The organism is Selenomonas sp. oral taxon 126, assembly GCF_001683335.1.
In the GTDB taxonomy this organism is placed as follows: domain Bacteria; phylum Bacillota; class Negativicutes; order Selenomonadales; family Selenomonadaceae; genus Centipeda.
Genome location: NZ_CP016201.1, coordinates 2022911 through 2036795, shown reverse-complemented (window position 1 = coordinate 2036795; position 13885 = coordinate 2022911). Strand labels below are relative to the sequence as shown.

Below are 13885 nucleotides of genomic sequence, written 5' to 3'. Positions count from 1 at the left end.
CGGCAAACACGCCCGCAGCCGTACCGATCTTCGTCACGTCGTGCAGCCCCTCCTGCACATTGCGGATCACGAACGGATCCACCTCCAGCTCCGAGAGCAGCTTCGGCTGAAACTCGCGCACCGTATTCCCGTTGACATCCACAATGCGCTGCACGAGATGCGGCTGAAAGCGCTTGCCGTTCGCCGCAATCTCCCCCATGACCATCGCAGCCTGCAAGGGCGTCACGAGGTTGAACCCCTGCCCGATCGCCGCGTCAAACGTCTCCGAGAGATACCACTCGCCGTCCTCGTAGTTATCCGCCTTGTACTTGCGATTCGGCACAAGGCCCTCCGCCTCGTACGGCAGATCGATGCCCGTGCGCGTGCCCAAACCGAACATGCGCGCATAGCGCTCGAGTGCATCCACGCCAAGACGGTTGCCCATCTCGTAGAAGTAGACATTGTCCGAGTGTGCCATTGCCTCCTGGAAATTGATCCAGCCCAGTGCCTCACCGCCCGCATTCGTCTTCGGAATGATCCAGTGATGTCCTGCGTCGAAGATCTGCTCCTGCGGCGTCACCTTGTGCTCGGCGAGCGCCGCCGTGCCCGTTACAATCTTGAACGTCGACCCGGGCGGATACTCGCCCGTGATCGCCTTGTTGTCCATCGGATGATAGGGGTTGTTGTTCAGCACATTCCAGTTCTGCGTTGAGATGCCGCCCGCGAAGAGATTTGGATTGAACGCAGGGCGGCTGACCATCGCGAGCACCTCACCCGTCTGCGGATTCATGACCACCGCTGCCGCCGCATTTGCGTGCACAATGGCGAGCTGCGCATCGACCGCCTGCTCCGCAGCCTCCTGGATATGCTTGTCAATCGTCAGAACGAGATCGTTGCCCGGCACGGGCGACTGCCGCCCGAGGAGCTGCACGGGACGCCCCGACACATCCACCTCCACCTGATCACCGCCGTTCACGCCGCGCACGTCCTTGTCATAGACGCGTTCGAGACCGAACTTGCCGATGATGTAGCCGGTCTTATAGCCCTCATCCTTGCGCCGCTCGAGTTCCTCCTCGTTGATCTCACTCACATAGCCGAAGACATGCGCCGCATACTCTCCGTAGATGTAGTCACGGATCGGCAGCACCTCGATCACAACGCCCGGATAGTCATCCTTCTGCTCCTCGATGATCGTCACGATATCGGGCAGCACGTCGGTTTTGATGCGAATGGGATCGAAACCGACGTGCGCGTCAATCTTCTGCTGAATCTCCTCCACAGGCACGTTAATGAGCTTTGATACGCGCGCAATCACCTCTGGTGAGATCGGCTCCGTCAGCGGGAGCAGCGACACTGCAAAGCCGGGACGGTTCGTCACGAGGAGTTCCCCATTGCGGTCATAGAATGTACCGCGCGCCGCCTCCGCCGGTATGATGCGGATGCGGTTGCCCTCAGCAAGGCGCGCATAGCGCTCGCCGTCATAGACCTGTAGGTAGCCTGCACGCCCGATCAGCACTGCAATGATGAGCACGATCACCAGACCGAGGAATTGCAGACGCCCGCTGAAATCTTCATTTTCGTTCACAACTACACTCCAAAAAACCCCTGCTACCGCTCCGGATCGCGTATGCGCTTATCCAGATGAAACGTCGCCCAGTGAATCGGATACGCAAAGATCAGCTGAAAGAGGAGCAGAATGAGAAGTACGCGCCCCATATGCAGGAACGGGTTGAAATGATAGCCAAGCAGATACACAATGAGCGCCGAAATCACATATTTGGCAAAAGTTGCCGCGACAGATGCCGTGATCGGCAAAAAGAACTGCTCCTTGAACACGCGATCAGAAAACCGACCGAAAAAGAGCCCGATCAATGTCAGCGTAAATGCCTGCAGCCCAAAGAACGAGCCAACACTGAGATCCTCCACCAGCCCCAATGCAAAGCCAACGAATCCGCCCCACGCACTGCCGCGCAGAAAGGCATAGGAAACCGTCGCCAAGAGGAGCAGATCGGGAACTACCCCGTATACAGCAATGAGCGGCAGAAACGAGAATTGCAGGACAAAGAGAAGCACGAAAAACAAGATAAAGAATTTATATCTCTTCACTGCTCTGCCGCCTTTGCCTGTGTTACAGAGATCTCTGCCGCCGCAGCCGCACCCGGACTGAGCGGCGCAGGCTGAATCGGCGCCGGCGGCGCCTCACGTGACGACGTGATGATCGCCACATCCTCGAGCCGCTGGAAATCCACCGCCGTCTCGATGAGTGCAACCTTCAGAAGCCCCGTATCATCGCTGTGCTGCGAGACGATCTGTCCGACGGGAATGCCCTTCGGATAGATACCGCCGAAGCCGGATGTAATGACGGCATCGCCGTCCTGCACATCCGCATTGCGCGGGATGTTGATCATCTGCGGCATATAGGGATTGTCCATCGTCCCCGTGACAATGCCCGTCACACGGGACTCTGTCCGCTGAATGAGCGTGCCGACGGAGGAGCGCACATCGAGGATCAGCTGTACCTTGGATGAGAGCGGCGAAACCTCCGTCACACGCCCCACGAGCCCCTTGCCCGTCACGACGGGCATGTTTTCGCGCACCCCGTCTTTCGAACCGCGATCCACGACGATCGTGCTCGTCCAAAGTGCAGCATCACGTCCGATGACGCGCGCGGCAAGAAGATCGAACTGCTGCGCCGACTGCTTGTATGCGAGAAGCTCACGCAAACGCGCATTCTCTGCCGCATACTCCTCCGCCATCGTATTCTGCTGCCGCAGCTGGTCGATCTCATTCTTGAGCATCTTATTCTGCTCGTGTACCGTAGCAATTTCCCACAGGTTCGACGTCACATGCTGAATCTGCTGCCCTGCGTAGGAGAATATCATCTCAAACGGGGCAAGCACGGTACCCACCGTGCTCGTCGAGGCGGTCGCCTGAAACCGTCCGCGCGCAGCAAAGAAAATGACGCAGAAAAGAGCGAGCAGAACGAAAAGCAATGCCCAGATCTTGCGTCCCGACTGCCTTGCCCGTCCGATTCGGTCGATCATTGTTTCAATTTCTTCGAGGACATGACGACATTCTTGAGGAGTCCAATATTCTCAAGCGTCCGCCCCGTCCCCTCGCCTACGCAGGAGAGCGCGTCCTCGGACACGAGCACGGGCATGCCCGTCTCATGAGAGAGGAGCTTGTCCAGATTCATGAGGAGTGCGCCGCCGCCCGTCATCATGATGCCGTGATCCATGACATCTGCCGCGAGTTCGGGCGGTGTCTTCTCGAGCGTGCCCTTCACGGCATCGATGATCTTGTAGATCGGCTCGTTCAGCGCCTCACGGATCTCCTTCGCGCGGATCGTCAGCGTCTTCGGCAGACCACTCACGAGATCGCGTCCGCGGATGTCCATCGTACGATCCGTATCCGGCGTCACAATCGCCGTACCGACCGTGATCTTGATTTCCTCCGCCGTGCGCTCGCCGATCATCAGATTATACATGCGCTTGATGTACTGCACAATCGACGAGTCCATCTCATCGCCACCGATGCGGATGGAGCGGCTCGTCACAATGCCGCCGAGCGAGATGACGGCGATCTCCGTCGTGCCGCCGCCGATGTCGACGACCATGCTTCCCGTTGCCTCCTCCACGGGAAGCCCCGCACCAATCGCCGCCGCCATCGGCTCCTCGATCAGATACGCCTCACGCGCCCCAGCCTGCTGCGCCGCATCGATGACCGCGCGCTTCTCGACCTCTGTCACGCCCGACGGAACGCCGACCACAACGCGCGGACGTACGAACGACTTCGAACGCATTGCCTTGCGGATGAAGTACTTCAGCATTGCCTGCGTCACGTCGAAATCCGCAATAACACCGTCCTTCATCGGGCGGATTGCAACGATATTGCCGGGCGTGCGCCCGATCATCTGCTTTGCCTCCTCGCCCACGGCGAGCACATCGCCCGAATCACTCTTTATCGCCACAACGGACGGCTCGCGCAGGACAATCCCGCGCCCCTTCACATGTACCAGAGTATTCGCCGTACCGAGGTCAATCCCCATATCGTGTCCGCCAAAAAGACCAAACATTGTAAGTGGAGTCTCCTTCCATCATCTGAGATGTATTCATTCAATAATTCCATATGCGCTGGCCATAAGGAATCGCTGAATTTATCAGTGCTTCCTTAAAGGCGCGCAGAATCAGTATAGCATAAGCGCGTTTATTTTTCCATGAGATTTTATGAGGAAAACGATGGGAAGACCATCCCCCTAGACTTCTTTCAGCCCATTTAGGACAATTTAACCAGATTCCTTGACGGCGGCGCAGCTTTCCTCTATAATGATATTAAGAATTTGCACTGTGTTAAGGAGACTGAATCGAATGGACATTCAATCAAGGTTGCTGACAGTGGATTTTTATAATTGCAAAGCCGAAAGATGCACCGATGAAGAAGCGCTCCGCATGAAGGTCTCCAATGCACTCAGAGAGCTTGATCTCGTGCCTCTGCAGATCATCAGCGACGTGCAGGAGAGCGGTCACATCTCCCTGATGGCACTCCTGCCCGACGGACATCTTGCTCTGCACGTCCACCCCGAGCTGCGCCACGTCTCGCTTGACATCTACCTCTGTACGGAGGATGCCGCGCTCGACCCGATTGCGCGTACGATGCGCAAGGCATTCCAGCCCGAAAAGACCAAGACGACCCATCTGCGGCGCGGAGACTTCCGCTCGCCCTCCGAGATCCGCCCCAAGACCACAACGCACGTCGCCCCGATCCGCAAGATCAAGAGCACAGGCGCAAAGGTCATCCGCATCCTCGCACGACGCAACCGCGGCTAAGTAAAAAAGGGCTGCTCTCGATATGCCGTAAGGGAAAGCCTCCCCCGTCGGTACGGGGGAGGGGGACCGCGTAAGCGGTGGAAGGGGCGCTTTGAGCGTCCGGACAATACAAACAAAAGGCTGTTGTACGAGTCAAAACGACTTCGTACAACAGCCTTTTTAGTGCAAATGATAACCTGCTGCGGGCTTCACCTGCTTCATGGACTGATCGTAGTCACCTGTGAGATAGTCACCGAGCAGGCCTACCTTGAACTTGCCGGGATGCCCATCGGGCAGACTGTCGTTTGCCGTGAGCAGTATATCAAGCGCCACTGCCGTACGAGCAGCTGTAGAACTCATGTGCATAACGAGGATTGCACCGCGCTTGACCGAACCATCCTCCTCATGTGTCAGATTATGCAGAATGCCGACCAACGACTCCATCGATACCGTGCTGTAGTCCTCCGTGCTGCCGCTGCCATTGACGACATAGGTAAACCCATTGTTGAGAATCGCCGCAACACCCATGCGGCTGACTGCAAGCGTCGGCGGGCGCAGGAGACGCGTGAGTGCATAGCGCCCCGAGGGCAGCTTCATATCGCCGACGGTCGCCGCGAGCTTCTCATAGGAGGAGCGCACATCCTCATTGTATTCCTCGGGATTCTGCACAGGGATCTGACGCCCCTTCTCATCCTGAATCGTCATCGGCTTGTGTCCGTCCGTATGGCTGCCGATCTCATGCCCCTCCGCCGCAATCGCGCGCAGGAGATTCGGATTGTTATGGATGTTCCATGTGATGACGAAGAATGTCCCCTGCACCTTATGCTTGCGCAGAACGTAGAGAATATGGTTGATCGAATCGTCACTGCCCCAGTCGTCAAAACTCAGGAAGATCGTATTATCTGCAACCGTCTTGACAATCCCCGTTCGATCCGCCTGCCGCATTTCCACGCGGGAAAAATCCAGCATACGATCCGTCTCTCCAACCTCGGGCGCGCCAACGTAGCGTTTGAAAAACTCCTTCATAAGGGCGCTCCCCTCAAGTTTTTCCGCACGAACATAGGGGCGCATCTCTTCGGGCAGTGCGTCCATATCCACAGGATATGTATAGAGCGCCGCAGTATCCGCCAAGACATCCTGCACGGAGGCAACCGTATATCCGGACTCCTGACGATCCTGCCGAAGCTGCGCATTCGAAGCCCCCGGCGCTGCGTAGGCGATATTATCGAGCTTTTCTGCAATGATCGCGCGGAAGATTTCTCCCGTCAGCGCTGACCGCGTATAGAAATCCGTACGCAGGTAGACGATCTCTCCACGGTTCAGTGAGGTCGTCCAGCGTCCGAAGAGCTGCGGCATCAGTTCCTCCGCCGTCTGTGCGTCCTTGTGCTTCGACTGCACGACGTTCAGCCCCTGCCCGACAAGCACGCAGCCCATCGCGGAGACCGCCTCCCCGATTGCCTCCTCATCTGCTCCCGACATCTGACGCACGATATTCGTCTCCACGCCCCAGCGCGTGCGCAGCGCGGTCTGAATCCGCTCGATCTGCGCACAGTAGGCGTCGAAGTCCGCGCCCTCCTCGGGGCGCAGACCGATGCCGAGATCCTGCCCCGCCGCAACAATGCGCGCAATATTGTCCCCATTGCGCTGAATCTCACGCTCCGTGACGAAGAACGTCCCTCGCATGCCCCGCGCCGCCATCTCGTTCAGTATGTCATCCAGTGGTTCCTGTTTGGAAAGACCGCCAAAGGTAAATATGACAGCAGGCTTCACCGTTGTGATGAATCTTTGCGCCTGTGCAATCCGTCCGCCATTTGCCGCGCGCAGCTCTTGATAGTCCGCCGCTGCAGCTTCTTTCATACCGACGCACAGACTGAGGAGGCAGAATACGCCGATCAGAATGCGGAGCGCATTCCTGTTCCGCATAAACCTCTCCCCTTTCACACTAAAAACATTTTTATTGACTGCGCAGCTGACCAATGTCCACATTTCCTCCCAGACGCCATATGCTCACGGACGCAATGCCGTGATTGGCGGCAAAGGTGATCCACGCATTCAGCGTCTCACTGTCTGCGTACCAGACCTCGGTCTCATGTCCATCCGCTTCAAAGGTAAAATGAAGTGCCGCACTCTCCTCGTCCCGCTCCGGTACTGCATGGTGCTGCTCAGCGAGTGCGACCGCCTCACGTTCCGTGATAAAGCTCCGCTCGCCTGTCTTGAGTCCGAACAGGCCGTAGTCCTGCCACAGACAGCCGCCGGTCGCAAGGGCGACAGCGCGCTTTTCGGGCAGAGCCTCCATCTTTGCCAGCGTCTTCTCGATGAAGGCGCGATCCGCCTTCGCCCCGGGGCCGCTATGCTTGCCGTGGAGATTGTATAACATGACGACGTATTCAGGGCCTTTCGCAAACCCCGCATCAAACGGTACGGACGGCTCGAGCACGATGCGCAGCTTCAGATTGTTCTGCACACACGCCATCGACAGGCGGTAGGTAAAGACAAGATAGCGCTGCAGGAGCTTCTCGTCCTTTGCGAAGTTCTCATAGTCCAGCTCCACACCGTAGACATCGAATTCCTTTGCAAGCGCCACAATCTCCGCGACGGTATGATCGATCGCTGCATCGTCACGCAGCAGCCGCCACAGCAGCTCTCGATCCTTTTCCGAGCGGCGCTTGCCCACGATGTCATTCACGAAGCTCAGATAGGTCTCGACCTTTTTCCCCTTGTACTCCGCCGCCATCGCGCGAACTGAGTCCGGCACATAGAGTGCATCGTGCTCATCGTAGCAAACGGCGAAGTAGGAGATGGCATCCAGCTTTTTTCGAAGCGCCGCATGATCCTGACTGCCCGCCTCCATATCCCAGTAGGTATGCCATGAGGTCAGATGTACGGGCGGATGATGTCCGCTCCTCAGAGGCTCTGCCTCCACACAGCCCCCGATCAGCACGCACATGAGGAACAGCAGGCAGATCATGCCCGAACGCATATATCATTCTCCTCCATATCTCTATTACAAATACTCCAAGAACCAGTCGATGAGGGCATCCCAGCGCTCCTCCATATTCTTCTTCGTCTTCTCCCAGCCCGTATACTCGCTGGTATAGATGACGCGCTCGTCGCTGCCCGCGCGGCCGGTATGCGATAGGAGACGCACCTGATGGAAGATGCCGTCATATACATCGTCAGCAAGGTTCCGCTGACTCCACGCCTCGCCTTGCCACGAGGCACCGAGGAAGATGCCGCCGCGATCCGTAATGCGCACCGGCAGATCCTCCGGTCCCATGTGACCATCGATCTCGACCGACAGGAGCTCATCGCGCAGGAGGATCACAATCTTGTGATTGCTGCGCCGATGAAAGCTCTCCGTCCCCTCGTACGGCTCTGCGCCGTCGGCAACTGTGGGGACAGGCTCATCGCGCAGTGCCTCTGCACGTCCGAGGTATTCTCGTGCGGCAAGGGGCGAGGGCGCATAGCGCGCAAACGCCTCATTCTCACGCACCAACGCGTCACGCCGATCCTCCTCCACGGAGGGAATCGTCTCCTCGAGAATGACAGGCAGTTTTTCGCGGTAGATTATACGTTCCGCTCCGCCGATGATCTCCTCGACAACGAGGTAATTGTTCACGAGCTGCACGCAGATCGCATTGCTAAGATCGGGCGAGCTGCGCAGATAGATCTGCTGCGCACCGAAGGCATTGCCCTCCATGCGCGCCTCCAGACGCAGATCGCGTGGTTCAGCGCCCTCCACGAGACGGGCGAGGGCTCTCCCCTCCGGCAGCGTCGTCAGGATGAGGGACTCATCCCGCATCTCGAGCGCGCCCTCCATGAGCTCCCACGCGCGGCGGCTCTCCTGCTCCCCCTCTACAAAGACAATATCGTCGTTCGTATCGTATTTGATCCGCATGAGGAGGTGGTTGATCGGCCAATATGGCTGCGGCTGCATCCGCGTCAGATCGTAGAGGCTGCTCCCCCGCTCATTCAGCACAAAGCCCTCGCGGTTGAAGTTCATCGGGAAAAGTTCGCGAATCCAACGCTCATTGACCGCACTGACGCGCGGATTGTTGCCGAATCTCCCCGTATTCGCGTGCATCAGCACATGGGTCTGCGGCACATAGCCGAGCTCCACCTCATAGATGTCGCGCAGCCGCATATAGTCATAGCTTACGCGCTCCTTCATATGACGGTCACTCTCTATGGGCAGATAGTCCTTGTCCCGAATATAGTCCATCAGATAGTGATTGTAACGGCGGCCGAGATAGGGACGAATCATATCAAAGCGCAGGGGATCGACCTCCCCGATGAAATTGTCATAGCGGTCAAAGACGTTGATGTATTCGAGGCGGTAGCCGTTCGTGCCCAATTCCCAGAACGAGGATGCCTCCATCTCGCGGAGATCCTTCGGTTCCAAAAATTTAGGATCCTTGTGTGCAAACTTCTCGGGATAGGTCATGATTGTCGCCTTGAAGTTGAGATCCTCCATGATCTCCTGCGCAAAGATCGCCGTATCCCGTCGCCCATCCTCGAACATCAGATAGAGCGCACGCGGCGGCAGCGGCTTCCCATTGCGATAGTAGTCGAGAATATCCCGCTGCGTGATCGTCACATAGCCCTGATTGTGCAGTTCCGTCAGCTGTCTGCGCAGCTGCTCCTTGCCGATGAGCGTACTCGTATCGCCGATGCGGTCAACACCGAAGTAGGAAAGTGCAATAAAGCCGCGATCCTCAGTGCTCACATCCGCGTCGGCAAAGGGCTGATACGTCTTAAATGTAAAGAAGAGATTTGCAACGACGTACAGCGTCGCGAGCAGAATCATAACCTCTACGCCGACGCGCAGCTTCTTCCATCGGTTCTTCCGCCTCGTAAAATCCTCAAGACCGATTTCACCCGTAAGATTCTGCGGGGCTTCCTTCTCCTTCATCCTGCCCCTCCCACCTGCATCTTCTTCGCCTGTTCCTTCTCCTGCTTCTTTTTCAATTCATCCAAATCCGCCTGTGTGAGGCGTGTGCCCCACGTCGTCTTCCAGAACGTGACCCATGCGACCGGCATCTGCCAGAGCAGCACCGCCTCATAGTAGATGCAGAACCACAGCGCGTAGATCCACGTCGTGCTGCGGCGAATGAAGAGTTGCGCCATGCTCATGAGCAGAGCCATCATCATCATGCCGATGATGAAGCTCGTGGGGAAAACCCTGTGCATGATCGGCACATAGATGAAATTGTAAAGCACGATGATGGGTGCCGCAATCGGAACGAGGACACCCATGTAGAAGCCGAGCGACGTGAACGGCTCCTTCTTCCACATGAAGCGCGAGGCAATCAGCGACTCGCGCAGCCACGAGCGTTTCCAGCGCATCTGCTGACGCAGGAACACGTTGTACGAACGCGGCACAATCGTCATACAGACGGCGGTATCCTGATACGTCGTCCGATTGTGACGCAGGATAAAATTCGTCATGCTGCGATCGTCCCCGAACGTCGCCTTCTGTCCGAGGAAGGTCTGATTCAGCCAGTCATCCAGATATTTCAGCACGAGATCCTTGCGGTAGCAGGAAAGAGGTCCCGAGAGGCAGGTCGCCGCATCGAAATAGCCCTCCGCTGCCTTCATGATGCGGAAGGCAACCGAATAACGCACCGCCTGCATCTTCGTCAGGGCATTCGTATAGGTATTCGCCACGTCCGTGCGGCCGGAGACACCGCCCATCTCCTTGTCCTTGAACGGCTGCACAATGTTGCGCACGGCAAAGGGATCGAGGAAGCTGTCCGAGTCCACGAATACCAGCAGCTCGTGCTTTGCCTCGCGCGCCCCGCGCGCCATGGCGTCGCGCTTGCCCATGTTGAACGGCTGCTGCAGGAAACGGATGCGCTCGGCAACACGATAGGCGTTGTCGCTCGTATCCGCCGCCTTGAGCTGGTCGATCATCTCCTGCACACGCTCTGCGGAGCGGTCATTTGAGTGGTCATCCACGACGATGACCTCCAGCTTGTCCACGGGATAGTCCTGATTGATGCAGCTATGAATCGTCCGCTGAATCCACTCCTCCTCATCGAAACAGGGGATGATGATGGATACGCCGGGCGTAAAATCCGGATCAATGCGCACGGGACGATAGAAGGACGCAAAGAGATAGCGTGTCAGGAGGAAGGTCGCCGCGATGATGCTGTAGAGATAAAGCCAGCGGTTGAACTTGAAGTAGATGACGGACTCCGCGCGCATGAGCACGATGATGAATGCAATGACCGCCAGAAAAAACGATGCGATCCACAGCATATAATCGCGCCGCTGTGCGGCGGCATACTCTGCAAGACTCTTTTTGAACTCCATGCCGTAGAGGATGCCGGCATCCGTCTCGAAGCGGCGCGCCACCGTTGCAGGGAGCTTCTTCACCTCCATCTCATAGCCCTCAGGCATGGACCCCGGCGTGATCTCGAAGGTCAGCTTCACATCACCCTCAAAGGTCGGCGCTACGCGCCCTGGAGTGGCATCCATCCGCACGAGAATGCCCGTCGTAGATATATCGACAGCGCGCCCCGTGAGACTGCCGCCGCCCGGCAGACGGATCTCGACCGGATAGTCGACCAGATAGCGCTGCCCATTCTTCGCGTCCTGCTCATAGCGTACATAGTCCTCGGTGTTCATGGCATCCGATGCACCGCGCCGACTGTGATTGCTACGATGTCCTGTCGCATCCGGCACATGGGAGAGGAGACGGCGATCCTGCTTTTCCTCCCACAGGATATCCTGCGTCGCCGATGCCTGACCCGCCAGCTCTTTCAGTTTCTGCCGCTCGTCAAGCCCCATTGTCTGTTCAGCCAAATATTCTCACCTGCCTATCTGACGGGTTCCGCCTCGGGAATCGCCGGTATATAACGGATCTTTCGGAAATCGTGAATGTCTACGACCCTCATGCCGGCGCCCTCAAGCGCCGTGAGCAGCCAGTCCAGCTCATCGGCGGGATCGGACGGCGGCGGGGTATTGCGAACTGCCGGTGGATCCTCGATATTCGGTTTCTTATCCACCGCAGGACGATCATCCGTCTTGCCCGCCTCTTTGGATGGAGGATCGACCGGTCTCGATATGCCGATGGCAAGGATGCTCCCCGGCGGTATCGTCGCGGCAAATGCAGCAGCATCCGCCGCATCCCGAAACGTCCCCGCCTCATGCCGCACGTTCTCCTTGACGGCATAGTCCAGCCCTGCCGCCTTCACCGCCATGAGGAGCGGATCTGTAAACACGGTGCGCGGCGCACGAAAGAGCGTCGGTGCCTTCGGAGAGAGCGTTGCAACAACCTTCTGCGTGCGGCAGAGCTCGCTGATGAGGCGCTCCGTGGGGAGTTTCTCAGCGCTGCTGATGCCGACGAAGGTATAGTTGCCGATTTCATAGCCCGTATTGTAAATGCGTTGGATGGTCTCGGGCTGCTCCGCCGCATTCTGCCCCTCGACGAAGAATACCGCCGGCGCGTTGTGCTTCTCAAGCACGTCCAGCATACGCTCCGTCAGTGCACGCTCCGGCAGACCGTCGATCACGATCGCCAGATGCTTCGTGCCGTCCTGCAGACGCGTCACGACCTCCGCCGGCGCAACGCCGTCCGCGAGGCGCTGCTGTGCAGCGGAGATCTCCTCAGAGGCAGTATAGGCGGCGCTGAGATCGGTCAGCTCCGCCTGCGGATCTGCCTTCTCGATCACATAGTCCCGCAAGAGGACTAGGATGCCGCAGACGACAAGAAGCCCAAGGAACACGAAGAATCCCAGCTTACGGTAATTCATCCACTGCCCCTGCCTTCCTCAAAGACTCCAGTATCGGAACCCCTCGCGCTCGGTTTCCTCACGCGAGAAAAGTCCCTTCACATCAATGATGAGATGCGGTCCGTCTGCACGGAACAGTCTGTGCAGATCGCTCCACGTCAGACTGCGGAACTCATCATGCGCCACGAGAAAGACGATGCAGTCCGCATCGTGCACCTCGTCCTGCGGCGTGAGTTCAAATCCATACTCATGGTGGAATACCGCACCATCTGCACGCGGGTCAACCGCCCAGAGATTCAGATTGTATTCCGCGAGCGTATGGTAGACATCTGCCGCGCGCGAGTTGCGCGTATCGGGGCAGTTCTCCTTGAACGTCATACCCATGAGATAGAGGCGCGCCTGCGCCAGATCCACCTTTGTCCGCACGAGTTCACGCACCACCGTCTGCGCCACGTAGTTGCTCATGCCGTCATTGATCCGCCGCCCCGTCGAGATCAGCGGCGAGTGATAGCCAAGATTCTGCGCCTGATAGATAAAATAGTACGGATCGACGCCGATGCAGTGTCCGCCAACCAGTCCCGGACGGAAGCCGAGCGCGTTCCACTTCGTATTCATCGCCGCAATGACTTCGCCCGTGTCGATGTCCATACGATGAAACACCATGGCAAGCTCGTTCATAAAGGCGATGTTAATATCGCGCTGGGCATTCTCCGCCACCTTCGCCGCCTCTGCCACGCGGATCGAGGAGGCGCGGTAGATGCGCTGGACGATCGAGCCGTAGACAGCCGCGACATCGCTTAGCGTCTCCTCGTCCATACCCGAGACAATCTTGACGATATTTTCCAGACGGTTCACGCGATCCCCCGGATTGATCCGCTCCGGCGAGTAGCCGACCTTGAAATCCACGCCTGCGCGCAGCCCCGAAACCTCCTCGAGCAGGGGGCGGCAAACATCCTCCGTCACCCCCGGATAGACCGTAGACTCATAGACCACGATGCTGCCACGCCGCAGATTACGTCCGATCATGCGCGTCGCTTCCCGCAGCGGATCGAGATCGGGAGTCTTGTCCCCATTGATCGGCGTCGGCACAGCGACAACGAGAAACGCCGCCTCATGCAGGCGCGCCTCGTCCGATGTAAAATCAATCGCAGGATTCGTCAGTCCCTGCATGGAAAGCTCACCCGTGGGATCCTCACCCGCACGATACGCCGCAATCTTATTTGTATCACGGTCATAGCCGATCACTGAAAAGTGTTTGGAAAACGCCGCCGCAAGCGGAAGACCAACATATCCAAGCCCCACAACGGCGAGTTTTTCTCCGCCCCGCTCCAATCGCTCCAACATCTTCAAGACACCTCCTTTGCA

General features: G+C 57.8%; 11 protein-coding genes. 1 reads left to right on the top strand and 10 read right to left on the bottom strand.

What is annotated here, in order from left to right:
• The 4 genes from mrdA to AXF19_RS09170 all read right to left on the bottom strand — a co-directional run.
• Positions 1-1564 (bottom strand): penicillin-binding protein 2 (gene mrdA / locus AXF19_RS09185; protein WP_237141560.1); only part of this gene is annotated, 1564 nt, incomplete at its 3' end.
• Between the two features lie 23 nt (positions 1565-1587).
• Positions 1588-2085, bottom strand: coding sequence for a rod shape-determining protein MreD (gene mreD, locus AXF19_RS09180; protein WP_066847975.1), 498 nt, complete (start codon positions 2083-2085; stop codon positions 1588-1590).
• A complete protein-coding gene (gene mreC / locus AXF19_RS09175; RefSeq protein ID WP_066847972.1) occupies positions 2082-3023 on the bottom strand; it encodes a rod shape-determining protein MreC in 942 nt (313 codons plus the stop codon). The genes mreD and mreC overlap by 4 nt, the downstream gene beginning before the upstream one ends.
• The gene (locus AXF19_RS09170) at positions 3020-4054 is read right to left on the bottom strand and encodes a rod shape-determining protein (RefSeq protein WP_066847971.1); all 1035 of its coding nucleotides are present in this window, start codon (positions 4052-4054) and stop codon (positions 3020-3022) included. Before AXF19_RS09170 ends, mreC begins: the two co-directional genes overlap by 4 nt.
• Positions 4055-4346: 292 nt before the next feature.
• Between AXF19_RS09170 and speD the strand changes: the two genes are divergently transcribed.
• Complete coding sequence (speD, locus tag AXF19_RS09165; protein WP_066847970.1) at positions 4347-4805, top strand: S-adenosylmethionine decarboxylase; 459 nt, start codon at positions 4347-4349, stop codon at positions 4803-4805.
• 159 nt (positions 4806-4964) lie between these two features.
• Here speD and AXF19_RS09160 read toward each other — a convergent pair whose 3' ends face one another.
• Genes AXF19_RS09160 through AXF19_RS09135 form a run of 6 tightly spaced genes read right to left on the bottom strand, consistent with a single transcriptional unit; the run spans position 4965 to position 13864 of the window.
• Positions 4965-6707 (bottom strand): polysaccharide deacetylase family protein, encoded by a 1743-nt coding sequence (locus AXF19_RS09160; RefSeq protein WP_066847968.1) that lies wholly within the window; start codon positions 6705-6707, stop codon positions 4965-4967.
• A gap of 31 nt (positions 6708-6738) precedes the next feature.
• Positions 6739-7764 carry a glycosyl hydrolase family 18 protein gene (locus tag AXF19_RS09155; RefSeq protein ID WP_066847967.1) on the bottom strand — a complete coding sequence of 342 codons (1026 nt, stop codon included), beginning with the start codon at positions 7762-7764 and terminating at the stop codon, positions 6739-6741.
• 24 nt (positions 7765-7788) lie between these two features.
• Complete coding sequence (locus AXF19_RS09150) at positions 7789-9696, bottom strand: hypothetical protein (RefSeq protein ID WP_066847965.1); 1908 nt, start codon at positions 9694-9696, stop codon at positions 7789-7791.
• Entirely contained in the window at positions 9693-11576 is a 1884-nt protein-coding gene (locus tag AXF19_RS09145) for a glycosyltransferase (RefSeq protein ID WP_066850181.1), read from the bottom strand. The genes AXF19_RS09150 and AXF19_RS09145 overlap by 4 nt, the downstream gene beginning before the upstream one ends.
• Positions 11577-11605: 29 nt before the next feature.
• Positions 11606-12541, bottom strand: a complete 936-nt coding sequence (locus tag AXF19_RS09140; protein WP_066847963.1) for a polysaccharide deacetylase family protein — start codon at positions 12539-12541, stop codon at positions 11606-11608.
• Positions 12542-12559: 18 nt separating this feature from the next.
• On the bottom strand, positions 12560-13864 hold the full coding sequence (locus AXF19_RS09135) for a nucleotide sugar dehydrogenase (RefSeq protein ID WP_066847961.1): 1305 nt from the start codon (positions 13862-13864) through the stop codon (positions 12560-12562).
• Between the last annotated feature and the right edge of the window lie 21 nt (positions 13865-13885).